This window comes from Muricoccus pecuniae (genome assembly GCF_014199205.1).
Taxonomy (GTDB): Bacteria; Pseudomonadota; Alphaproteobacteria; order Acetobacterales; family Acetobacteraceae; genus Roseomonas; species Roseomonas pecuniae.
Window position 1 is genome coordinate 99341 of record NZ_JACIJD010000011.1, and the last position, 22928, is coordinate 122268.

Annotated in this window: 22 protein-coding genes; 13 read left to right on the forward strand and 9 right to left on the reverse strand. The window is 73.6% G+C overall.

Annotation, left to right across the window (positions count from 1 at the left end; genetic code table 11):
- The first annotated feature begins 37 nt into the window (after positions 1-37).
- Positions 38-1321: an ArgE/DapE family deacylase gene (locus FHS87_RS13235; protein ID WP_184519007.1), complete on the forward strand. Its 1284-nt coding sequence runs from the start codon at positions 38-40 to the stop codon at positions 1319-1321.
- On the opposite strand, the gene FHS87_RS13240 is transcribed toward FHS87_RS13235, so the two are convergent.
- From FHS87_RS13240 to FHS87_RS13255, 4 genes are read right to left on the reverse strand one after another with little or no spacing between them, the layout of a single operon-like run.
- On the reverse strand, positions 1318-3399 hold the full coding sequence (locus FHS87_RS13240) for a hypothetical protein (RefSeq protein ID WP_184519010.1): 2082 nt from the start codon (positions 3397-3399) through the stop codon (positions 1318-1320). The genes FHS87_RS13235 and FHS87_RS13240 overlap by 4 nt on opposite strands.
- Positions 3400-6102 carry a DUF4159 domain-containing protein gene (locus FHS87_RS13245; RefSeq protein ID WP_184519013.1) on the reverse strand — a complete coding sequence of 901 codons (2703 nt, stop codon included), beginning with the start codon at positions 6100-6102 and terminating at the stop codon, positions 3400-3402. It abuts the gene before it with no gap.
- A gap of 25 nt (positions 6103-6127) precedes the next feature.
- Positions 6128-6991, reverse strand: a complete 864-nt coding sequence (locus FHS87_RS13250) for a DUF58 domain-containing protein (RefSeq protein ID WP_246418384.1) — start codon at positions 6989-6991, stop codon at positions 6128-6130.
- Complete coding sequence (locus FHS87_RS13255; RefSeq protein ID WP_184519016.1) at positions 6984-8000, reverse strand: AAA family ATPase; 1017 nt, start codon at positions 7998-8000, stop codon at positions 6984-6986. Before FHS87_RS13255 ends, FHS87_RS13250 begins: the two co-directional genes overlap by 8 nt.
- 118 nt (positions 8001-8118) lie before the next feature.
- Here FHS87_RS13255 and FHS87_RS13260 point away from each other — a divergent pair, with 118 nt between their 5' ends.
- Genes FHS87_RS13260 through FHS87_RS13290 form a run of 7 tightly spaced genes read left to right on the forward strand, consistent with a single transcriptional unit; the run spans position 8119 to position 13841 of the window.
- Complete coding sequence (locus FHS87_RS13260) at positions 8119-8766, forward strand: DUF1285 domain-containing protein (RefSeq protein ID WP_246418385.1); 648 nt, start codon at positions 8119-8121, stop codon at positions 8764-8766.
- Positions 8763-9380, forward strand: a complete 618-nt coding sequence (locus tag FHS87_RS13265) for a CoA pyrophosphatase (protein ID WP_312861992.1) — start codon at positions 8763-8765, stop codon at positions 9378-9380. Before FHS87_RS13260 ends, FHS87_RS13265 begins: the two co-directional genes overlap by 4 nt.
- Before the next feature lie 45 nt (positions 9381-9425).
- Positions 9426-9743 (forward strand): hypothetical protein, encoded by a 318-nt coding sequence (locus FHS87_RS13270; protein ID WP_184519019.1) that lies wholly within the window; start codon positions 9426-9428, stop codon positions 9741-9743.
- Positions 9740-11020: a CCA tRNA nucleotidyltransferase gene (locus FHS87_RS13275; protein WP_184519022.1), complete on the forward strand. Its 1281-nt coding sequence runs from the start codon at positions 9740-9742 to the stop codon at positions 11018-11020. Before FHS87_RS13270 ends, FHS87_RS13275 begins: the two co-directional genes overlap by 4 nt.
- Before the next feature lie 45 nt (positions 11021-11065).
- Entirely contained in the window at positions 11066-11488 is a 423-nt protein-coding gene (locus tag FHS87_RS13280) for a DoxX family protein (RefSeq protein ID WP_184519025.1), read from the forward strand.
- A gap of 47 nt (positions 11489-11535) precedes the next feature.
- The gene (locus tag FHS87_RS13285) at positions 11536-13305 is read left to right on the forward strand and encodes an ABC transporter ATP-binding protein (protein ID WP_184519028.1); all 1770 of its coding nucleotides are present in this window, start codon (positions 11536-11538) and stop codon (positions 13303-13305) included.
- The gene (locus tag FHS87_RS13290; RefSeq protein ID WP_184519031.1) at positions 13302-13841 is read left to right on the forward strand and encodes a HutD/Ves family protein; all 540 of its coding nucleotides are present in this window, start codon (positions 13302-13304) and stop codon (positions 13839-13841) included. Before FHS87_RS13285 ends, FHS87_RS13290 begins: the two co-directional genes overlap by 4 nt.
- A 9-nt stretch (positions 13842-13850) precedes the next feature.
- Here FHS87_RS13290 and FHS87_RS13295 read toward each other — a convergent pair whose 3' ends face one another.
- The gene (locus FHS87_RS13295) at positions 13851-14513 is read right to left on the reverse strand and encodes a tyrosine-protein phosphatase (RefSeq protein ID WP_184519034.1); all 663 of its coding nucleotides are present in this window, start codon (positions 14511-14513) and stop codon (positions 13851-13853) included.
- 93 nt (positions 14514-14606) lie between these two features.
- On the opposite strand from FHS87_RS13295, the gene FHS87_RS13300 reads away from it, so the two are divergent.
- The gene (locus FHS87_RS13300) at positions 14607-14807 is read left to right on the forward strand and encodes a hypothetical protein (protein WP_184519036.1); all 201 of its coding nucleotides are present in this window, start codon (positions 14607-14609) and stop codon (positions 14805-14807) included.
- Positions 14808-14810: 3 nt separating this feature from the next.
- The gene (locus FHS87_RS13305; RefSeq protein ID WP_184519040.1) at positions 14811-15026 is read left to right on the forward strand and encodes a hypothetical protein; all 216 of its coding nucleotides are present in this window, start codon (positions 14811-14813) and stop codon (positions 15024-15026) included.
- Positions 15027-15082: 56 nt separating this feature from the next.
- On the opposite strand, the gene FHS87_RS13310 is transcribed toward FHS87_RS13305, so the two are convergent.
- The 3 genes from FHS87_RS13310 to hemF all read right to left on the reverse strand — a co-directional run bounded on the left by FHS87_RS13310 (position 15083) and on the right by hemF (position 17980).
- Positions 15083-16096, reverse strand: coding sequence for a Bug family tripartite tricarboxylate transporter substrate binding protein (locus FHS87_RS13310; protein WP_184519043.1), 1014 nt, complete (start codon positions 16094-16096; stop codon positions 15083-15085).
- A 32-nt stretch (positions 16097-16128) separates the two neighbouring features.
- A complete protein-coding gene (locus tag FHS87_RS13315; protein ID WP_184519046.1) occupies positions 16129-16878 on the reverse strand; it encodes a hypothetical protein in 750 nt (249 codons plus the stop codon).
- Positions 16879-17065: 187 nt separating this feature from the next.
- Complete coding sequence (hemF, locus tag FHS87_RS13320; protein ID WP_184519048.1) at positions 17066-17980, reverse strand: oxygen-dependent coproporphyrinogen oxidase; 915 nt, start codon at positions 17978-17980, stop codon at positions 17066-17068.
- A 221-nt stretch (positions 17981-18201) separates the two neighbouring features.
- Between hemF and petA the strand changes: the two genes are divergently transcribed.
- From petA to FHS87_RS13335, 3 genes are read left to right on the forward strand one after another with little or no spacing between them, the layout of a single operon-like run.
- Positions 18202-18810 carry a ubiquinol-cytochrome c reductase iron-sulfur subunit gene (petA, locus tag FHS87_RS13325; protein ID WP_184519051.1) on the forward strand — a complete coding sequence of 203 codons (609 nt, stop codon included), beginning with the start codon at positions 18202-18204 and terminating at the stop codon, positions 18808-18810.
- Positions 18811-18823: 13 nt separating this feature from the next.
- Positions 18824-20101, forward strand: coding sequence for a cytochrome b (locus tag FHS87_RS13330; RefSeq protein ID WP_184519054.1), 1278 nt, complete (start codon positions 18824-18826; stop codon positions 20099-20101).
- Complete coding sequence (locus tag FHS87_RS13335; protein ID WP_184519057.1) at positions 20101-20895, forward strand: cytochrome c1; 795 nt, start codon at positions 20101-20103, stop codon at positions 20893-20895. Before FHS87_RS13330 ends, FHS87_RS13335 begins: the two co-directional genes overlap by 1 nt.
- A gap of 82 nt (positions 20896-20977) precedes the next feature.
- Here the strand turns inward: FHS87_RS13335 and FHS87_RS13340 are convergent, their stop codons facing one another.
- Positions 20978-22792 carry a putative bifunctional diguanylate cyclase/phosphodiesterase gene (locus FHS87_RS13340; RefSeq protein ID WP_184519059.1) on the reverse strand — a complete coding sequence of 605 codons (1815 nt, stop codon included), beginning with the start codon at positions 22790-22792 and terminating at the stop codon, positions 20978-20980.
- Between the last annotated feature and the right edge of the window lie 136 nt (positions 22793-22928).

The window sequence follows — 22928 nt, forward strand, 5'->3', positions numbered from 1 at the left end:
CACCATCCCCGGCGCACATCGAAAAGGACGCGCCGCCTTGCCCGACACCGGCATTCTCGACCGCCTGCGCGCCGCCGTGGACGCGAACTTCGAGGCGGAGACCGCCTTCCTCGCCGATCTCGTCCGCTTCCCCAGCCTGCGCGGGCGGGAGGCGCCGCTGCAGGACTGGTTCGCGCGGGCGATGGCGGCGCGCGGCTACCAGGTGGATCGCTTCACCCTCGCCGAGGTTCCGCTGGAAGCGCATGAGAAGGCCGCGCCGATGGTGGGGGTGGACCCCGCCGGCTCCGTGCAGGTGGTGGCGACGAGGCGCGCGCGCGGCGCGGGCGGGCGCAGCCTCATCATCCAGGGCCATATCGACGTGGTGCCGGAGGGCCCGGCCGAGATGTGGACCCACCCGCCCTATGCCGGGGTGGTGCGCGACGGCTGGCTCTACGGCCGCGGCGCGAACGACATGAAGGCGGGGGTCGCCGCCATGGTCTTCGCCATGGACGCGCTGCGCGACGCCGGGCTCACCCCCGCCGGCGACATCCATCTGCAGACCGTGACGGAGGAGGAGAGCACGGGCAACGGCGCCCTCTCCACCCTGCTGCGCGGCTACCGCGCCGATGCCTGCCTCATCCCCGAGCCGACGGGCGGCACCATCACCCGCGCGCATACGGGCACGCTGTGGTTCCGCCTGCGCGTGCGCGGCGTGCCCGTGCATGTCGCCGTGGCGGATACGGGGACGAACGCCATCCTCTCCGTCATGCATCTCATCCGCGCGCTGCAGGAGCACACGGCCGCGCTGAACGAGCGAGCGAAGGAGGACCCGAGCTTCTCGGCCGTGCGGAACCCCATCAAGTTCAACCCCGGCATCATCCGCGGCGGCGACTGGGCCTCCTCCACCCCCGCCTGGTGCGAGGTGGACTGCCGCATCGGCCTGACGCCCTCGATGGAGGTGGCCGAGGTGATGCGCGGCGTGGAGCGCGCGGTGGAGGCTGCGCGCGCGGGCGACGCCTTCCTCGCGAACAACCCGCCCAAGATCACCTGGCACGGCTTCCAGGCCGATGGCTACGTGCTGGAGCCCGGCAGCGAGGCCGAGCGCGTGCTGGCCGGCGCGCACCGCGCCGCCTTCGGCGCGGAGATGGAGGAGCGGCTCTCCACCGCCGTGAACGACACCCGCTACTACGGCCGGTACTACGCCATGCCCGCCCTCTGCTACGGCCCCGGCGGCGAGGGGAACCACGGCTTCGACGAGCGCACGAACCTGGAGCTGCTGAGGAAGACGACGCTCTCCATGGCCGCCTTCATCGCCGACTGGTGCGGGGTGGAAGGGGCCTAGCGCCCCTCCCGCCGCCAGGCGACCAGCGCGACGCCGAGCACCAGCAGCAGCGCCAGCGCGGGCGGCAGCAGCGGCAGGGCGGAGATGCCGGTGACGGTGTGGTCCTCTCGCCGCACGAGCCCGATCCAGCCCGGTCCCGCCGCATCGCGCCCGGTGGAGACGCGGCGAATGTCGGGCAGGCCGCTGCCGTCCCCGATCCAGCGCGCGGCCCCGCCGGAGGATTGCACCACGGGCTGCACGCGCCCGGGATCGGCGCGGAGATCGGCGATCTCCGGCGGGTTGGCGGCCTCGGCAGCGGCGAAGGCGGTGCGGGTGCCGTCAGTCGCGGACCACACGCCGGCGCGCGGCGCGGGCAGCTCCACCACGGCGCGCCCGCCCTCCCGCCGCTCGGGCGCGTGGCGGGAGCGCGTGCCATCGGGCGCGGTGACGGTGATCTCGGGCGGCGGGGCGTCGGCGACGCTGCGGCGGGTGACGGTGAGGCGGCCTTGCGCGATGGCGGCAGTGAGGTCCTCCTCCTCCAGCTCCGGCTCGCGCATCAGCCAGTGGGCGATGCGGCGCAGCAGTTCCGCCTGCGGCCCACCGCCATCATGCCCGCGCGACCAGAGCCAGATCTGGTCCGAGAGCAGCAGCGCCACGCGGCCCTCGCCCACGCGGTCCAGCAGGAGCAGGGGATTACCCTCCGCCCCGTTCATGATGTTGACGCCGCCGCGCGGCTCGGCGCGCAGCATGCGGTACCAGCGGCCCCAGCTTGCCTGGGCGACGGCATTCGCATTGGCGCCCGTCAGCCCCTCCGTCACGGGGTGGCGCAGCCCGGTCTCGCTCACCTGCGCGCGGAAGGGGGCTTCCAGCAGCGCCTGGCTGCCGGGCAGCGGCCGCGCGGGCAGCACGGCGCCGAGCGGCGTGTTGGCGAGCGAGGCCGCGCCGGTGAATTCCGGCCCCACCGACATCAGCAGCGCGCCGCCCTGCCGCACGTGGTCCGCAATATTGCGGAGATACTGCGGCGGCAGGATGCCGCGGTTGGAGAAGCGGTCGAAGACGATGAGGTCGAAGTCGCGCAGCTTCTGCTGGAACAGCTCGCGCACGGGAAAGGCGATAAGCGCCAGCTCGTTCAGCGGCGTCAGGTCGTCCTTCTCCGGCGGGCGGAGGATGGTGAAGTGGACGAGGTCCACATTCGGGTCCGCCTTCAGCAGGCGCCGCCAGGTGCGCTCCCCCGCATGGGGCTCGCCGCTCACCAGCAGGACGCGCAGGCGGTCGCGCACGCCGTTCACCGTGACGATGGCGCTGTTGTTCAGCGTGCTCACCTCGCCCGGGCGCTCGTCGGCGGTGATCTCGATCACGCTCGGCCCGCCGCGCTCGATGGGCAGCGCGATGCGGTGCTCGCGTCCCGGCGGCACGCTCTCCGTGCGCGGCGCGCCGCCGTCCCGCCGGATGGTGAGGCGCACGGGCGCGCCGCCGGCGGGGGCGCCGAGATCCTCCACCATCACGCGCAGCTCCACGCCGCGCCCGACGATGCCGAAGCCCGGCGCCTCGATCACGCGCAGCCGCCGGTCCACCTCCCCCGCGCGGCCGGGCAGCAGGAAGTGTAGCGGCGCCTCAATGCCGAGGCCGGGCGGCACGTCGTGCACCTGCCCGTCGCTGAGGGCGATAATCCCCGCGAGCCGCGCGCGGGGAATGTCGGCCAGCCCGCGCTCGATCGCGGCGAAGAGGCGCGTGCCCTGGTTGCCCCCTTCCTCCGCGGTGACGGTGCGGAGCTCGAGGTCGGGCAGCCGCCCCGCCCTGCTCTCAATGGCCGCGCGCGCGGCGGTGATGGCGGCCTCGCGCCCCGCGACACCTGTGGAGGCGCTGTTGTCCACCGCGAGCAGCGCGATGTCGGGCCGCGTCTCGCGCGTCTGCTGCACCAGCCGCGGGTTGGCGATGGCGCCGAGGATCAGCAGGAAGGCCAGCGCCCGCCACCAGGCCCCGCGCGCCCGCCGCAGGAGCGCGGGCAAGAGCGCGAGGGCGGCCAGGGCCGCCAGCACGACCAGCAGCCAGGCGGGCAGGACGGGGGCGAAGTCGATGGAGGAGAGGGACTGGACCATCTAGTTCCCCAGCCGCTCCAGGATGGCAGGCACGTGCACCTGGTCGCCCTTGTAGTTGCCGGTCAGCGCGTAGATCACGAGGTTCACGCCGAAGCGGTAGGCGAGCACCCGCTGCCGCGTCCCGCCGGGCATGACGGCGTAGGGGTTGTTCCCGCGCGCATCGACGGCCCAGGCCGCCGCCCAGTCATGCCCGCCGATGATGACGGGCGAGACGCTGTCATTCGCCCGGTCCGTGTCCCGCGCGATCCAGACGGGGCCGCCGGCATAGCGGCCGGGAAGGTCGGGCAGGAGATAGAAGGCGCGCTTGAGGACGTGGTCCTCCGGCAGCGGCGCCAGCGGCGGCACCTGGAGGTCCCGCGTGATCCGGCGCAGCGCGGCATCGGCGCCGAGCGAGACGCCCTCGCCCGATCCCTCGTTGCGGGTGTCGAAGAGGATGATGCCGCCGTTCCGCATGAAGGCGTTCAGCGCGGCGATGGCGGGCGCGTCCGGCGCCGGCGCGTTCGGCAGCACGACCCAGAGGAGCAGGGGGTAGAAGGAGAGATCGTCCCGCCCCGGGCGCAGCGCGACGGGCTCGGCCAGGCCGGCGGCGGTGCGGCGGTTCACGTAGTCCGACAGGCCGGCAAGACCCTGGCGCGAGACCTCGTCCGTCGCCGCGTCCCCGGTCACGACATAGGCGAGCCGCGTGGCCAAGGCCGGGGCGCCCTCCCCCGGCTGGGCCTGGGCGAGCCCCGTCCCGGGCAGCAGCAGGCCGAGCGCCAGCACCGCCGCCCGCGCCCGCAGGCCGAGGCCGCGGCTCTGGAGGGAGAGCAGCAGGTCGGCCACCAGCAGCAGCAGCGCCGCGGCGAGCAGCCAGGGGCCGAGGTCGCGCTCGGCCGGCACGCCGCCGATCCTGACCTCCCGCGCGCCCGAGGGGGCGGGGGCGGCCGGCAGGAGCGAGGGCAGATGGGAGGAGAGGTTGAGGGCGCGGCGCTCCCCGCCCTCGCCGGGGGTGCCGTACCAGCCGGGCGGGTGGCGCGGGCCGGGGGTGGTGGCGTCCAGCCGCGCGGCGGGAATCGGCCCCGCGGCGGGCGGCGGCGCGCCGAGGCGCCCGAAGCCGTCCAGCGTTTCCACCGGGGCGAGCGGCGCCTCGCCCTCGCCCCCCGCGACGCCGGAGGAGAGGGCGACCACCCGCCGCAGCATGTCGATGTAGAGGCCCGAGAGCGGCAGGTCCGACCAGTCCGCATTGGCGGTGACGTGGAAGAGCACGATCCGCCCCTGCCCCCTGTTCTGGAAGGTCACGAGGGGCGTGCCGTCCGACAGCCGCGCCCAGCTCCGCTCGGCCAGGCGCGGCACGGGCTCGGCGAGGACCTGGGTGGTGACCGTCACCTCCGCGGGGGGCACCAGCCCGGCGAAGGGGCTGCCCTCGGGGAAGGGGGCGAGGGTCTGCGGCCGCTCCCAGGAGAGCGCGCTGCCCAGCGCCCGCTCCCCCGCGCGCAGGGGCACGGGGAGAAGGGAATCGCCCCGCTCGGCCAGGCGCGGCCCGGCGAAGCGCAGCAGCAGCCCGCCACCCTCCACGAAGCGTCGCACCGCCTCCGTCTCCGCCCCCTCGGCCAGCGGGCGGTCGGCCAGGACGAGCACGGCGAGGCGGCGGGAGAGGAGCTGCTCGAGTGTCCCGCGCCGGATCTCGGCGGTGGGGGAGAGGGCGCGGTCGATGTAGTAGAGCGAGCCCGTCAGCGGCGTGTCGGCGGCCTCCTCCTGCGCGGCCAGCAGGCCGACGGGGCGGCGGCGGAAGCGCTCGTCCAGCAGCACGGTGCCCGCCGCGCCGGGGGCGTTCCCCTCGAGAACGAGCTGCGTGACGCTGTTCCGCACCTCCACCGGCAGCTCCAGCGCGCCCTCCGCCTCCGTGGCGCCGGCGGCGAGCGGCAGCACGGCGCGGCCGAGGGCGCGGCCGTCCGGCGTCATCGCCAGCACCGCGGCCTCCCCCGCCGGGCCGCCGGGCGCGCGGCGCAGGCCGAGGACGAGCCGGTCCGCCTCCGCCCGCGGCGGCGTCAGCACGCGCGCCGCGCCGGGGGTGCCCCGCGCCACCTGCAGCGGGCCCGCATCGGCCAGGGCCGCCATCAGGGCGGCGCCGTCATCCCCGCCATGGGCGAGGCCATCCGTCACGTAGAGGCTGGCGAAGCTGCCGTTGCGCCAGCCGCGCAGCGCGGCGAGCGCCGCGGCGCGATCGGGCGCCCAGGGATGCGGGCGCAGGGCGGCGAGGCGGGCGCGGGCCTCCTCGGCGGGCATCCAGCCCGTCGGGCGCGGGGCCTCGCCGGTAGCGGAGGGGGCGGTGGCGAGCAGCGCCGCGCGCCGGCCGGCGCGGGCGGCGGAATCGAGCGCCGCCCCGGCCACCGCCACGCGGTCCGGCCAGTCGGTGCCCGAGGCCCAGCCATTGTCCACCACCAGCAGCAAGGGCTCGTCCGGCGCGTCGCCCGCCGCCGCGTTCCAGATCGGGCGGGCGAGGCCGAGCACGATCAGCGCCGCCGCGGCGATCCGCAGGAGCAGCAGCCACCAGGGCGTGCGGGCCGGGGTCTCCTCCACCGCCGGCAGGTCCCGCAGGAAGCGGGCGGGGGGGAAGGATTGCCGCCGCGGCGTGGGCGGGGTGACGCGCAGCAGCCACCAGAGGGCGGGCAGGGCGGCGAGCGCCAGCAGCAGCCAGGGGGCGGCGAAGGTGAGGGCGCCCATCAGGAAGGGGCTCCGTTCGCCTGGTTCATCGGGTCCCCCCGGGCGCGAGCGCCTGCCAGAGCGCCATCAGCGCGGCCTCGGGCGGGTGGTCCGTGCGGTGGGACAGCAGGCGGAAGCCGAGCGAGGCGGCCAGCGCCCCCAGCGCCTCCCGGTGCGCCGCCATCCGTTCCTCATAGAGCGCGCGGATGCCCTCCACCCGTGGGACGAGGGCGGCATCCGTCCCGTCCAGCGGCTCGAAGCGCACGCGGCCGCCATAGGGCAGCGTCTCCTCCGCGGGGTCGAGCAGGGCGACGAGCGTGCCCCGCACCCCGGCGGCGGCGAGCGGCGCCAGGGCCTCGCGCAGCGCGGGCAGGGGTGCCAGGAAGTCACCGAAGAGCACGGCGCGGGCGTGGCGCGGCAGGCTCTCATCCGCGGGCGGGCCGGACTGGGCTTCCAGCCGCATGGCCAGGGCCGGCAGGGCGCCGCGGCCCGAGAGCCCCCGCCCGCCGCCGACCAGCCGCACCCGCTCCCCCCCGCGCAGCAGGAGGGCGGCGAGGGCGATGAGCAGGAGGTCGGCCCGGGCGCGCTTGGTCGGGCGGGAGGCGGCGCCGGACCAGTCCATCCCCGGCGCGGCATCCCGCCACAGCGCCACGGTCTGGGCGGATTCCCACTCGCTCTCCCGGAGGTAGAGGCGGTCGGATTTCGCGCTCTGCCGCCAGTCCACCCGGGCGGCGTCGTCCCCGGCGAGAAGGGGGCGGAACTGCCAGAAGGCATCGCCCTGGCCCGCGCGGCGGCGGCCATGGACACCCCCCATCACCGTCGCCGCCACGCGCTCGGCCGCGACGACCAGGGGCGGCAGCCGGGCGGCGGCGGCCTCGGCGCGGAGGGGAAGCGGTGCCTCCCTAGGCAAGATCGGCCTTCAGCGCGCCGATCACCTCGGAGAGGCGGACGCCGTCCGCCCGCGCCGCGAAGCCGAGGGCCATGCGGTGCCGCAGGACCGGCTCGGCGAGGGCGATCACGTCCTCCACGCTCGGGGAGAGGCGCCCGTCCAGCACCGCCCGCGCGCGGGTGGCGAGCATCAGCGCCTGGGCGGCGCGGGGGCCGGGGCCCCAGGCGAGGTGCTGCCTCACCGCGGGCAGGGTCGCCGTGTCGGGCCGCGCGCCGCGCACGAGGCGCAGGATGGCGTCCAGTACCGCCTCCCCCACGGGCAGGCGGCGGATAAGGGACTGCGCCGCGATCAGCTCCGCCGCCGTCAGCGCCGCCTCCGCCCGCGCCTCCCGCGCGCCGGTGGTGGCGAGCAGCATGGCGCGCTCGGCGGCCTCGTCGGGGTAGCCGATCTCGATCTCCAGGAGGAAGCGGTCGAGCTGGGCCTCGGGCAGGGGATAGGTGCCCTCCTGCTCGATCGGGTTCTGGGTGGCCAGCACGTGAAAGGGGGCGGGCAGGTCCAGCACCTCCCCGCCCACCGCCACGCGGCGCTCCTGCATCGCCTGGAGCAGGGCGGACTGGGTGCGGGGGGAGGCGCGGTTGATCTCGTCCGCCATGAGGAGCTGGCAGAAGACGGGGCCGCGCAGGAAGCGGAAGGAGCGCCGGCCGCCCTCTCCCTCCTCCAGCACCTCCGAGCCCAGGATGTCCGAGGGCATGAGATCGGGGGTGAACTGAACGCGGCGGGCATCCAGCCCCATCACCGTGCCCAGCGTCTCGACCAGCTTCGTCTTGCCCAGGCCGGGCACGCCAACCAGCAGCATGTGCCCGCCGGCCAGAAGGGTGACGAGCGCCTGCTCCACCACCTCCTCCTGGCCGAGGATGACGCGGCCCACGGCCTCGCGCACGCGGGCGAGGCGGGAGGAGAGGGTTTCGGCCTCGGCGATCAGCTTCTCGGCATCACCCGCCGCTTCCGTGACACCGGGCACTTCAACCATGCCTCGCCCCTTCTCATATTGCGGTCGGTAACGCCCGATCCCGCACTCTTCCCCACAGATGAGGGCGCGTCGGTTGAATGGGGAGGGTAGGGCGCTTCGATGGCGCGGAGGAAGTCACATGGCGCTGGGAATGCATGACGTGACGGGTGGCGGAAAACCGGCGGCGCCGGTGGTTTCGGGCGCGCTGGCCCGGGCGCCGCGAACGATCTGCGGCGATTTCCACATGCGCATCGCGCGAGATGGCTCCTGGCACTACCAGGGCAGCCCGATCGGCCGGAAGGAGCTGGTCTGCCTCTTCGCCTCCGTCCTCAAGCGCGAGGCCGATGGCAGCTACTGGCTGGAAACCCCCGTCGAGCGCGGCCGGATCGAGGTGGAGGACGCCCCCTTCGTGGCGGTGGAGCTGACCTGGGGCCATTGCTGCGGCGAGGGCGCCTGCGACGGCGGCGCCCCCCCGAAGCGCCGCGCCCGCCAGTGCCTGACCTTCCGCACCAACCTGGACGAGATGGTCACCGCCGACGAGAACCACCCGATCCGGGTGGAGATCGACCCCGTGACCCGCGAGCCCCGCCCCTATGTCACGGTCCGCCCCGGGCTGGAGGCCCGGATCAGCCGCCCCGTCTTCTACGAGCTGGTGGCGCTGGCCCAGCCGGAGACGATGGACGGGCGCGAGGTGATGGGCGTCTGGAGCCAGGGCGTCTTCTTCGTCATCGACGACAGCCCGGCCGAGGAGGTTCCCGTCGGGGAACTCGACGACGAGATCGCGTGACGGCTTCTCCCATCGATAGTCTCCCCGCGCTTCTCCCGCTGTCCCTCACCCCCGCCGAGGTGGAGGAGCGCCTCGCCGACCCCGCCCGCCTCGCCCGCGCGGCGGGGGATGTGCAGTCCCCGGACGGGATGCGCCGCTCCGCCGTGCTGGTGCCCGTGCTGCTGCACGAGGCGCCCACGGTGCTGCTGACGCTGCGCGCCGCCACCCTCTCCTCCCATGCCGGGCAGGTCGCCTTTCCCGGCGGCCGGATCGAGCCGGGCGAGACGCCCGAGGCCGCCGCCCTGCGCGAGGCCGCCGAGGAGGTGGGGCTGGACCCCCGCCTGCCGCGCCTCGCCGGGCGCCTGCCCGGTCTCGTGACCGGGACGGGCTTCCACGTCGTGCCCGTGGTCGCGCTGCTGGACCCGCCGGTGAGCCTCACCCCCGAGCTCGCCGAGGTGGCGGAGGTGTTCGAGTACCCCCTCTCCCGCCTGCTCGATCCCGCCTCGCCGGAGCGGCGCAGCGGCGTCTTCGGCGGGCGGACGCGGCACTACTGGTCCTGGCCGCACGAGACGCAGACGATCTGGGGCGCCACGGCCACCATGCTCCGCAGCCTCGCCCTCGCGCTGCGCGACTGACCCCGCCCTACCGGTGCGGGGTGGCCGACGGCATATAGGCGGGCAATGCCCTACATCTTCGAGGCGATCCTCTTCCTTCTGCCCTTCGGGCTCTACGCGATCTGGCTGCGGCTGAACCCCGGCCAGGCGGTGGGGACCCATGTCCTCGCCCTCGCCGTGCTGGGGCTGGTCCTCTCCATCGGCGGGGCAATCCTGTACGGATTGTCGCGCGGGATGGACCCCAGCGCCGTCTACGTGCCCCCGCGCGCCACGGTGGAGGGCATCACCCCCGGCCATTCCGAGCGTACGGACCGCCCGGGCGCCTGGCCGCCCGGCCCCGGCCTCAACCCTCCTTTCCCGCATGAGGGCCCGCCGCGCCGATGAGCGACCCGCCCGTCGCCCGGATCGACCCGCCCGCTTTCCTGGCCACGCCCGCCGCCGCCGCGGTGCTGGCCGCCCTGCCGGGATCGCGCGCGGTGGGCGGGGCGGTGCGGGACGCGCTGGCCGGGCGCCCCGTGGCCGATACCGACGTCGCCGCCCCCCTGCCGCCCGGGGAGATCGCCGCCCGCCTCACCGCTGCGGGGCTGAAGGTCCACGAGACGGGCCTCGCCCACGGCACCGTCACCGCCGTGCTCGACGGCGAGCCGGTGGAGGTGACGAGCCTGCGCCGGGACGTGGTGACGGACGGCCGCCACGCCGTGGTGGAATGGACCACCGACTGGCGGGAGGACGCGGCGCGGCGCGACTTCACCATCAACGCCCTCTCCCTCTCCGCCGGGGGTGACCTCTGGGACTATTTCGGCGGGCGGGAGGACCTGGCCGCCGGCCGCGTGCGCTTCGTGGGCGATCCCGCGACCCGGCTGGCCGAGGACCATCTCCGCGCCCTCCGCTACTTCCGGTTCCAGGCGCGCTACGGGCGGGGGGAGCCGGACCCGGCGGCGGTGGCGGCCATCCGCGGCGCCGTCGGCAGCCTCTCGCGCCTCTCGGCCGAGCGGGTGTGGTCGGAACTCAAGCGCCTCCTGGCCGCGCCGGAGCCCTCCGGGGCGGTGGCGCTGATGGAGGAAACCGGGGTGCTGCCCGCCGTCCTCGGCCCCGCCTGCCTCGGCGCCTCCGGCCATCTCCGGGCCCTGTCGGAGATCGGCGCGCCGCCCGACCCGATGCTGCGCTTCGACGCCCTTCTCACCCACGGCGCCGCCGAGGCCGCGCGGCGGCTGAAGGCCTCGAACGAGGAGGTTCAGCGCCTCGTCGCCCGCTACCGCGCGGGGCACGACATCCTGCCGGTGCAGCCCGAGATCGCGGCCGGCGGGCCGGACGACGACGCGCTGCGGCGCCTGCTGGCCGAGCAGCCGCTCGACCGGCTGCTGGACGCCGCCTGGCTGCGGCAGGCCGTGAACCGCGCCTGGGGCTGGGAGGGGCCGGGGGACGAGGCCTGGGCCCGCTTCCGCGCCCGCCTCTCCGCCCTGCCGCGCCCCGTCTTCCCCCTTCAGGGCCGCGACGCGCTGGCGCTGGGGATGAGCCCCGGCCCGGAGATGGGGCGCCTCCTGGCCGAGACCCGCCGCTGGTGGCTGGAGGGCGGCTGCACCGCCGGTGCCGAGGCCTGCCGCGCCCGATTGGCGGGGTTGATGAGGGACATTCACGCGAAAACGCTTCCGGAGGGCTGAGCGGTCCGGTTACGGCTTGTTCACCATCGAATCGGAGTCCCCGCCTTGTCCCCCACCCTCGTCACCTGGGCGCCGCGCGTGCTCTCCATCCTGCGGATCGTCGCGGCCTTCATCTTCCTCCTGCACGGCACGCAGAAGCTCTTCGCCTTCCCCGGCCCGCCGCCGAGTGGCGTTCTGCCGCCGCTGATGTCCCAGTACGGCATCGGTGCAATCATAGAACTGGTGGGCGGGCTGTTGCTGATGTTCGGCCTCTTCACTCGGCCCGTCGCGTTCATCCTGTCCGGCGAAATGGCTGTCGCTTTCTGGCAGTTTCACGTCTTCAAAAACTTTGCCCCGAATGCGGCTCCTGTATTTTGGCCCACGCTGAACGGCGGCGACGCGGCGATCCTCTACTGCTTCGTCTTCCTCTACATCTTCTTCGCCGGCCCCGGCCCCTGGAGCGTGGACGCGGCCCGCAAGCGGGACTGAGGCACAGGTCTCTGGCCATGGGCGCGCGGCAGGGGTAACCGCCGCCCATGGCCCCCTCATCCGGCAAACGGCGTCTCGACCCCGACACCAGCCGCGCCCTGATCGCGCGGCTCTGGCGGGAGGAGGTGCGGCACCATCCCCGCCGCATCCTCCTCGCCCTTCTCTGCACGGGGCTGGTCGCGGCGCTGACCGCCCTCTACCCCGTGGTCATCCAGCAGGCCTTCGACCTCTTCGCGGCGGGGGACGGGCGGATCGTCTGGGCCATCCCGCCGGCCATCATCGCCCTCACCGCGGCCAAGGCGCTGGCGCAGTACGGCCAGGCCGTCTCCATCCAGTCCACCGTGCTGCGCGTGATTGAGGGGCTGCAGAACCGGCTCTTCCGCGCCCTCACCCGCGCCGACCTCGCCACCGTGGCGCGGGACGCCCCGGCCCGCCACGCCGCCCGCTTCACCGCCGACGCCGCCGCCATCCGCGAGGCGCTGACCAAGGCGATCAACGCGGTGGCCGACGTGCTGACCGTGATCGGCCTCGTCGGCTCGATGGTGTGGCTGGACTGGAAGATGTCCCTCGTCGCGGCGCTGCTCTACCCCATCGCCGTCGTGCCGATCCTGCGCCTGGGCAAGCGGATCCGCCGCGCCTCGGGCGGGATGCAGGAGCGGGTGGGGGAGGCGGCCGCGGCGCTGACCGAGAGCTTCGGCGCCGCGCGCGTGGTCCGCACCTACCGGCTGGAGGAGGCGGAGGAGCGCCGGGCCGCGCGGCTCTTCGCGGATCTCCGCGCCAGCCTTCTCTCCATCGCCCGCACGCGGGCGAGCCTCGACCCCATGCTGGAGGCGATCGGCGGCGTGGCGGTGGCGGCCATCCTCGCCCTCGTCGGCTGGCGCGTGTCCCAGGGAGAGGGGACGGTGGGCGAGTTCACCGGCTTCGTCGCCGCCCTCCTCATCGCCGCCCGGCCCGTGCGCGCGCTGGGCAGCCTCAACGCCGCCCTGCAGGAAGGGCTGGCAGGGCTGGCCCGGGTGAACGCGGTGATCGACGCGCCCCGCAGCATCGCCGCCCCGCCCGGCGCCCCCGCCCTGCCGCCCGGCGCCGGGCGCGTGGCCTTCGAGGAGGTGCATTTCCTCTACGAGGACGGGCGCGCGGCCCTCAGCGGGCTGAGCTTCGTCGCCGAGCCCGGGCGCACCCTCGCCCTCGTCGGGCCCTCGGGCGCGGGCAAGTCCACCGCCCTCGCCCTCGTCCCCCGCCTTTACGACCCCTCCGCCGGGCGCGTGACGCTGGACGGGGCCGACCTGCGCGCCGTCTCCCTCGAATCGCTGCGCGACGCCATCGCCTATGTCGGCCAGGACGCGACGGTGTTCGACGACACCGCCCGCGCCAACATCGCCTGCGGCCGCCCCGGCGCGACGGAGGCGGAGGTGGAGGCCGCCGCCCGCGCCGCCGCCGCGCACGACTTCATCGCGATGCTGCCCGAGGGATACGACACCGTGCTCGGCCCCGGCGGCGCGCGGCTCTCGGGCGGGCAGAGGCAGCGCATCTCCCTCGCCCGCGCGCTGCTGCGCAACCCGCGCGTGCTGCTGCTGGACGAGGCGACGAGCGCGCTCGACACGGCGAGCGAGGCGGCGGTGCAGTCCGCGCTCGCCACCCTGCGCGCGGGGCGGACGACGCTGGTGGTGGCGCACCGCCTCTCCACCGTGCGGGACGCGGATCTGATCCTGGTGGTGGAGGGCGGGCGCGTGGCCGAATCGGGGACGCATGACGAGCTGCTGGGGCGCGGCGGCCCCTATGCCGGGCTGGTGCGGGCCCAGGCCTTCGTCCCCGCATGACCCTGCGCCTCATCCGCGCGGCCGGGCTGCGCCCGCGCCCCTGGCCCAACGGCCTCGGCACCACGCGCGACGTGGCGGAGGGGCCGGGCTGGCTCATCGGCATCGCCGATCTCGGCGGCGAGGCCGCCTTCTCGCACTTCCCCGAAACCGACCGAATCTTCACCCCGGTCGCGGGGGAGGGCGGCACCCTCACCCTGGAGGGGCACCCCATCCCCTGCCGCCCGCTGGTGCCCGTGCTCTTTCCCGGAGACCGGCCGGCGCATTACGTCCCTGCGGGCGGCCCGGGGCGCGCCTTCAATCTATTTATCCGCCGCGGCGCCGGAGAGGGGCGGGTGCAGGCCTGCCGGATCGCCGCCTCCCATGGCGCGCGCCTGCCCGGCACCGTCCTGGCCCTGTTCTGCGCGGAGGGCGTGCTGGACGTGGGCGGCGGGCGGCTGGAGGCGGGGGACACGCTGCTGCATCCCGGCGCCACGGCGCTCCGGGCGCCGGGCGGCCCCGCCGCGGCGATCATCGTGGAGTGGCTGCCGGTCGGCTGAGAGGCGGGCCTATTCCCGCCGCAGCACCCCGTCCACCAGCCGGTCCGCCCAGGGGCGGCTGCGGAAATCCTCGCGCAGCGCCCCCTCGTCGTACTCGTCCCGCACCCAGTCGAGGAAGGGCAGCCGCCCCTCGGCCCGGCGGGCATAGAGGCGGAAGAAGGCGTCCAGGATCCCTGTGCGGGAGGCGCTGACATGGCCGTGGCGCCAGTGGAGCTGGCCCAGCGCCTCGGCGCTCGTGCCGCCTTCCAGCAGCAGGAAGATGCCCGCGGCCAGCCCCGTGCGATCCGCGCCGGACTTGCAGTGGAGGAGGGCGGGCTCCTCCATCTCCGCGAAGATCCCGGCCAGGCGCAGGATGCGGTCCTGGTGCGGGGCGCCGCGGCTCTCGAAGGGCGCGTCGATGTGAACCAGGCCGAGCCGCCGCGCCTCTGCGCGGGACAGGGCGTCCGAGCCGCACTCCACCCTCTCCCCCCGAAGGTTGATGACGGTGCGCAGCCCGAGGCGCCGGGCGGCGTCCCGGAGCTGCCAGGGCGAGGGGTGGTTGGAGCGGTAGAGCCGCCCGGGCGCCACCACGCCCCAGTTGCGCCAGCCCTGGCGGAGGATGGCGTGGTCCACGAACAGGCTGTTCACCAGGGCGGCCCGGCGTCCGGCCGATGTGGTCAGGTCTTGCGGCATGGAAGGGAGATAGGGCGGGGAGGGGAAAGGGGGCAACGGCGACGGCGCGGGGGCGTTAACCACCCTCCACGGAAGAGTTCAGGAGGCCCGCCAATGTCCAAGGCCCATATGCCGCCCGTCCCGCCCGCCAATCAGGCGCCGCACGGCGGCAACAACCCCGGCGAGGGCGACGTCAACCCGAAGGACGCGCGCAACACCGCCGAGAATCGCGGCAAGTTCGATCCGGGCCAGCAGGGACAGCAGGACAACACCGGCATCAACACCCACCACCAGGGTTATCAGCAGGACCGTTGAACCATGCCCGACAAGGATCCTGACACCAATCGCGCCACTGGCGGCCCTGGCAGCAGCCACCAGGGCGGCAGCCATGGCGAGGCTCACCGGGAGAAGGGCAAGACGGTGCCCGGCCCCGCGACCAACAGCAGCAAGAGCCAGGTCTCCGGCGGCGGGGGTGAGCGCGACAGCCACCACACCCACGACCCCGAACTGAAGGGCGACCGCACGGGCTACTGAGCCCTGGCGATGCAGACCTGGAATTGCCGGGGCGGCAGGCCCGCCCCGGCCGTTTCTCAATCCGCCCGCGCGCCCGTCAGGCGCACCGCTTCCTGCCACATCGGCCTCTCCGCCTTCCCGCGCTCCGCGGCCCCTTCCGGCGTGGACCAGAGCAGCTTCGTCCCGGCCCCCAGTGACCGGCGCTGAACCGCCGCATCCTCCGCGACCGATTTCAGGGCGGCGTTCATGCGGTCCACCACCGCCCGCGGCGTGCCCGCCGGCGCGACGAGGGCGGCCCAGGAGGTGACGACGAAGTCCGGCATTCCCGCCTCGGCCATGGTGGGAAGCTCCGGCAGGTTCGGCCAGCGCTCGGCGGAGGTGACGGCGAAGGCTCGCATCCGCCCCTCCTGGATGATGGGGATGTAAGAGGCGAGGTTGTCGATCGCGCAGGTCAGGTCGCCCGAGAGCATGGCCGGGGTGATCTGCGCCGCGCCGCGGAAGGGCACGTGCTCGGCGTTAAGCTTCAGCCGCTGGGTGAACAGGGCGCCCGAGAGATGCGCGGTGGTCCCCACGCCGGGGCTGCCGTAGGAGATCCCCTGCGGCCGCTCCCGCGCCCAGGCGATGAACTCTGCCAGCGTGCGCGCCGGGCAGTGCTGGCTGCTGACGATCACCACGTTCGGCAGCTCGTAGGTCAGGGCCACCGGCACGAAGTCCCGGTCGATGTCCCAGGGCATGCGGGAATAGAGGAACTGGTTGATCGAGAACTGGCCGATCGTGGCCATGCCGAAGGTGTAGCCGTCGGGTGGCGCCTTCGCGACGGCGTCCATCCCGATATTGCCCCCGGCGCCCGGCCGGTTCTCCACCACGAAGTTCCCGCCCAGCCGCTGCTGGAGCGCCTCCCCGTAGATGCGCGTCATCACGTCGGTGGAGCCGGCGGGCGGGAAGGGGACGATCAGCCGCACCGGCCGGTTCGGCCAGTCGCCTGATTGGGCCCCGGACTGGGCCCCAGACTGGGCCCCAGACTGGGCCATGGAGGGGCGGATGACGAACGGGGCCAGCCCTGCCCCGAGGAGGGGACGGCGCGCGATCATGACGATTCCTCGGTACCTGTTTTGCCGCCAGCCTATGGCCTGTCGGCCCTCACGCCAATCGGGGACGGTCCCAGCCCCTTCGTTCCGTAGGGCCGCTCCGGTGCCCTGAAGTGCAGGAACGCCGCGCAGGACATCGCGCAGGCCAGGGAGAGAACGACGAGCTCGCCTCCGTCCTCGATGAAGCCGAAGACCCGGTCCACCTTCAGGTTGATCCGGCCGGCGATGGAGTGCAGCAGGTCGATCGCGATCCCGAAGCCGCCGAGCACGATCAGGACGGCCACGAAGCTGGCCCCGATGATCCGGTGCCGCTGCGTCGACTTCGCGAAGCCCAGGCCGAGCCCGCCTGCCACGAGGAGCCCCAACACGAGCAGGAACGCCATCTCCGAGAGCGCTTCGGGGGCGGATTCGAACAGCTGCCTGAGGCTCTGCAGGGAGGGAGCAGCGAGCTCACCCACCTGTTCATGAAGCCGGAGCGCGTTGTCCAGCAGGGCGAGGGCGAAGGTTGCGGCAAGGGCGAGATAGACGGGCTGCCCGGTCCGGCGGTGGCAGCCGAGGAGGAAGAGCGAGCAGGCGATCGTCTTGGCGTACTCGTACTGCTCCGCGAACCCGCCATCCTGCTCGATGCTGAAGCGCCGGTCGCTGAATGCGCCGGACTGGCCAAGATACTCCTGCAGCACGTTCATCCCGTGCAGCAGCATGAACATGCCGTCGAGGGCGAGCAGGGAGCCGAGCAGGAGGGCGATGCCCGGGATTCCGAAGAACTGCCGCGGGACGGTGGTCAAACTGCCCCTCGGGAATGGTGCCCCCGCTGTCCCGTCTCTCGGTCGCATGAGCAACGTTCCCTGCCGATTTCCGGAAACATAGATCGGCAGGCCGTCGGATCGTCATCAGAGCTTCATGATTTCGTAACTTTGATGAGGATCTCCCTCCTTGCCTGGGCGGAAAGGGGCGCTGGGGTGACGGCCCACCCTATGGCCAGCGCACCTCGGGCGGCATGGACATGAGGATCGCCTCCACATTGCCCCCGGTCCGCAGGCCGAAGAGCGTGCCGCGGTCGTGCAGGAGGTTGAACTCGACGTAGCGGCCGCGGCGGATGAGCTGCGCCTCCCGCTCCGCCTCCGTCCAGGGCTCGTGCATGCGGCGGCGGACGATGGCGGGATAGGACTCCAGGAAGGCCTCGCCCACGTCGCGGGTGAAGGCGAAGTGGTCCGCCAGCCGCGCCCCGTCCGGCTCGTCCCGGCCGAGCCAGTCGTAGAAGATGCCGCCCAGCCCCCGCGGCTCCCCCCGGTGGGGGAGGAAGAAGTACTCGTCGCACCATTTCTTGAAGCGGGGGTAGTAGCCGGGGTCGTGCCGGTCGCAGGCCGCGCGGAAGGCAGCGTGGAAGCCGGCCGCGTCCTCCTGCGCCTCCGGGCTGTCCGGGAACATGGGCGTCAGGTCGCCGCCCCCGCCGAACCAGCTCCGCCGCGTGGTGATGAAGCGGGTGTTCATATGGGCCGCCGGCACAAGGGGCGAGCGCATATGGGCGACGAGCGAGACGCCGGTGGCGAGGAATCGGGGGTCCTCCTCCGCCCCGGGGATCTGGCGGCGGAACTCCGGGCTGAACTCGCCCCAGACGGTGGAGACGTTGACCCCCACCTTCTCGAAGACCCGCCCCTTCATCACCGACATCACGCCGCCCCCGCCCTCCGGGCGCTCCCAGGGCGTGCGGAGGAAGCGGCCGGGCGGGAGGGCGGCGTGCGGGCCGGCCGTGCCCTCGTCCTCGATCGCCTCGAAGGCGGCGCAGAGCCGGTCCCGCAGCCCCTCGAACCAGGCGCGGGCGGGGACGGCCCAGGGGCTGTCGGAGGGGGCGGCCGGAGGGTGGTCCGGGGTCGGGCTCTGTGTCATTCGCGCCTATCGAGGGGTTGCGGCCGGGGGCGCCGTTGCCACCCCGCGTTCCGCACCTTTATATGGCCCCATCACCGGTCTGGCACCGCGCGTTCCCGCGCGTCCGGCCCGCGCCCCGCCCACCCGGCCGCAAGCCGGTCCCGCGGGGGAGGATGCAACGGCCCCTTCGGGCGCCCCGCACGGCGCATGGGATGGGGACGGAGAACAGGACGAGCGATCGAATGGCCGATGTGCTGGCTAACCCGCCGAAGACGAGCCCCGCGGAATCCGGGCCCCGCCACGCCGACCCTGTCGGCACGGAGCACGGGGAAGGCCCGGTCCGGCGCGACTTCCTGAAACTTGCCGCCGGCTCCTTCGCGGCGGTCGGAGTCGGCGTGGTCGCCTGGCCCTTCATCAACTCGATGAACCCGAGCCAGGACGTGCTGGCGCTCGCCAGCACCGATGTGGAGCTGGGCCCGATCGCCGAGGGGCAGGCCGTGACGGTGATGTGGCGCGGCAAGCCCGTCTTCGTCCGCCGCCGCACCGCGCAGGAGATCCAGGAGGCCCGCGCCGTCCCGGTCGGAGAGCTGCGCGACCCCGCGACCGACCAGTCCCGCGTGAAGCAGGGCAAGGACCAGTGGCTCGTGGTGCTCGGCGTCTGCACCCATCTCGGCTGCGTGCCGCTCGGCCAGAAGCCGACGGACGACCGCGGCGCCTATGGCGGCTGGTTCTGCCCCTGCCACGGCAGCCACTACGACACGGCCGGCCGCGTCCGCCGCGGCCCGGCGCCGACCAATCTCGCCATCCCCGATTACACCTTCACCTCTGACACCCGCATCCGGGTCGGCTGAGGAGCCGAAAGCAATGGCCGAAGGCCTCCACAACTCAGACGTCAAGAACCCCGTCCTGCGCTGGGTCGACCAGCGCCTGCCCATCATCTCGATGGTCCAACGGGAATACGGCACCTTCCCGACGCCCCGGAACTTCAACTACTTCTGGAACTTCGGCGCGCTCGCGATGATCACCCTGGCGATCATGATCGCCACGGGCATCACCCTTTCCATGCAGTACGCGGCCAATACCGGCCTCGCCTTCGACTCCGTCGAGCGCATCATGCGCGACGTGAACTACGGCTGGCTGCTGCGCTACGCCCACGCCAACGGGGCGTCGATGTTCTTCATCGTCGTCTACATCCACATCTGGCGGAACCTGTTCTACGGTTCCTACAAGACGCCGCGCGAGCTGCTCTTCATGATCGGCGTGGTGATCTTCATCCTCATGATGGCGACCGCCTTCATGGGCTACGTGCTTCCCTGGGGGCAGATGTCCTTCTGGGGCGCGACGGTGATCACCAACCTGTTCTCCGCCTTCCCCGTGGTCGGCCAGCACATCGTGACCTGGCTCTGGGGCGGCTTCTCCGTGGACAACCCCACGCTGAACCGCTTCTTCTCCCTCCACTACCTCCTGCCCTTCGTCATCGCCGGCGTGGTGTTCCTCCATATCGCGGCGCTGCACATCGTGGGCTCCAACAACCCGCTGGGCATCGAGCCGAAGGGCCCGAAGGACACCGTTCCCTTTCATCCCTACTACACGCTGAAGGACAGCGTCGGGATCGTCGTCTACTTCCTCGTTTTCGCGCTGCTGGTCTTCTTTGCGCCGAACATGCTCGGCCACCCCGACAACTACATCCCGGCCAACCCGCTGGTGACGCCGGCCCATATCGTGCCGGAGTGGTACTTCCTGCCCTTCTACGCGGTGCTCCGCGCGGTGCCGAACAAGCTCGGCGGCGTGGTGCTGATGGGCGGCGCGCTGGTGATCCTCTTCGCCCTGCCCTGGCTGGACAGCTCGCCGGTGCGCTCCATGCGCTTCCGCCCGATCGCGAAGTGGGTCTTCCTGCTCTGGACGGTGAACTTCTTCATCCTGGGCTGGGTGGGCGGCAAGCCGGCCGAGCAGCCCTACATCCTGATCGCCCAGATCTGCACCGCCTACTACTTCGCCTACTTCCTCGTGCTTCTGCCGCTGCTGGCGAAGTTCGAGCGCCCGTTGCCCCTGCCCGAAAGCATCGCCCAGGCGGTGCTTGGGCGCCGGGGCGGCGGTCCCCTGCCTGCCGGCGCTACCGCCAAGCCGATGGAGAAGGCGTGATGCGCCTCGGACTGACCTCGTTCCTGAAGGGGGCGGCCATCGCGGCCGCCCTCGCCCTCGCCCCGGCCGCCGTGGATGGCGGTGCGCGGGCGCAGGGTCACGACGTGATCCACTTGCCCGACACGAAGTTCACCTTCGACGGCGTTTTTGGCACCTTCGACCGCGCCTCCGCCCAGCGGGGCTTCCAGGTCTACAAGGAGGTCTGCTCGGCCTGCCATTCCATGCGCCAGCTCTCCTACCGGCACCTGACCGGAATCGGGCTGAACGCGACGCAGGTCCAGGCGCTGGCCTCCCAGTTCCAGGTGCAGGACGGGCCGAACGACAACGGCGAGATGTTCGAGCGGCCCGCGCGCCCCTCGGACCGCTTCCGCCGGCCCTTCGCCAACGATGCCGCTGCCCGCGCCGCGAACAACGGCGCGCTGCCTCCCGATCTTTCCGTGATGGTCAAGGCGCGTGAGGGCGGGGCGGACTACCTCCACGCCCTCCTCGTCGGCTACGAGGAGCCGCCGCCCGGCGTCACGGTCGCCAACGGGATGCACTACAACAAGTACTTCCCGGGCCATCAGATCGCCATGGCCGCGCCGCTGAACACCGATGGCCAGGTCACCTATGCCGACGGCACCAAGTCCACGGTGGACCAGATGGCGACGGACGTGACCACCTTCCTCGCCTGGGCGGCCGAGCCGGAGCTGGAGCAGCGCCGCGCCCTGGGCGTCCGCATGGTCATCTTCCTGACCATCCTCGGCGGCCTTGCCTATGCGGTGAAGCGGAAGGTCTGGGCCAACCTGCACTGAGAGTACGGCGCCGGGCCCCGTGCCCGGCGCAGCGAAGACGCGGGAAGGCCCCGCCCCGGTGACGGGGCGGGGTCTTTTCCATTCAGGGGAGGACGGAGCTGGCCTGCTCCGCCAGCATCGCGCGCAGTCTGGCCGGCATCGCGGTGGCTGCGGCCTCCAACTCCTCCCAGGGGAGGGGACGCGAGAGCAGGAAGCCCTGGGCCCGCTCCACCCCGAGCCGCGAGAGGACGGCGAGCTGCGCCGCGTCCTCCACCCCCTCCGCCACGGCCGGGATGGAGAAGGCCTGCGCCATGTCGGCGACCGCCTCCATCAGGGCGAGCCCCTGGGCCCCGTCCGCGCAGCCCGTGACGAGCGATCGGTCGATCTTGATGGCGTGGAAGGGGTAATCGCGCAGCCGCGCCAGCGTGCCGTGCCCGCCGCCGAAGTCATCGAGCACCACGCGCACGCCGAGCCTAGCCAGGCCGTGCATGTTGGCGAGCGCGGCTTCTGCATCCCCCACCAGCGAGCTCTCCGTCATCTCGATGACGAGGCACTCCCCGGTCAGGCCGTGCTCCCGCAGGGCGGCGGCGACCTCGGCATCGAAGCCCGGCACGCCGAAGGTGCTGGCCGAGGCGTTCACCGCGACGGGGCAGGGGGCGTCGCCGCGCGCGAGCAGGCGGCAGGTCTCGCCCAGCACCCAGCGGTCGAGCGCGCCGGAATAGCCGAGGCCCTCGATCACCGGCAGCAGCTCGGAGGGGCGGAGGCAGAAGCCGTTCTCGGTGCGCCAGCGCAGCAGCGCCTCCGCCGAGGTCACCTCGCCCGTGGAAAGGCTCGCGATCGGCTGGAAGGCGAGGTGGAAGGGCGCGATGCCGCCGGGGGCGAAGGCCTCGCGCAGGCGCGCCTCCAGCGCCGCGCGCCCGAGCGCCTCGCCTTCGGCCGCGGTGCCGGCGGCGTGGGTGATGCCCCGCCCCGCCCGCTTCGCCGCATAGAGCGCGGCATCCGCCCGCTCCATCAGCGCGGGCAGGTCGGCCGCGTGCCAGGGCATGGCCGCGAAGCCGATGGAGGCGCGGAGCGTGAGGCTGGAGCCGTTCAGCACGAAGCTCTCGGCAAGGGCGGCGTGGATGCGCGCGGCGAGCCCGATCCCCGCCGCGGGCCGCTCGATGCCGCGCGTCACCACCAGGAACTCGTCCCCGCCGAGCCGCACGACGGCATCCCCGGGGCGCACCGTCCGCCGGAGCCGGGAGGCGACCTCCACCAGCACCCGGTCGCCGCCGGCATGGCCGTAGGTGTCGTTGATCGGCTTGAAGCCGTCGAGGTCGATCATCAGCAGGCCGAGGTTGCGCGGGTCGTCCGCAGCCAGCATCTCCTCCAGCGCCATGCGGTTGAGGGCGCCGGTCAGGGAATCGGTCCGCGCCGCGCGATGCACCTCGCGCGTCGCGTGGCGGAGCGACAGGGCGGCCGAGATCCCGCGCGCGAGGTCCTGCAGCCGCGCCGCCTGCGCGGGCGCGAGGCTGCGCGGCACCCTGTCCAGCACGCCGAGCGTCCCGATGACGCCGCCCCGCGGGCCGCGCAGCGGAGCGCCGGCATAGAAGCGCAGGCCGGGATCGCCGGCGACGAGCGGGTTGGACCGGAAGCGCGGGTCGGCGGCGAGGTCGGGCACCACCATCACCTCATCGGGCCGCTGGATGGCGTAGGTGCAGGGCGCCAGCCCGCGCGGCACCGGGCTCGCCTTCAGCCCCTGCGCCGCCCGGAAGAACTGCTCGCGCTCGCCGACGAGCGACACGCCGGAGACGGGAACGCCGAGCAGGTCGCTCGCGACGCGCAGGAGGGCGCCGAGCAGCTCGTCCGCGGCCCCGTCGGGAAGGCTCGCTTCCGTCACGTCGGCCAGCCGCTCCGCCTCCTCGGCGGGATTTGACACGGTGTTCAGGCGTCATCTCCCTGCCCGGGACGGTTTGACAAGATTACAACCAAGGGTTGCTCCGCGGCAATCTCGTGCCGGGCGGTGCCCTGGTGCGGCCCCGCGTTCCCAGCTAGAGCGAATGCCTCCTCGCCAC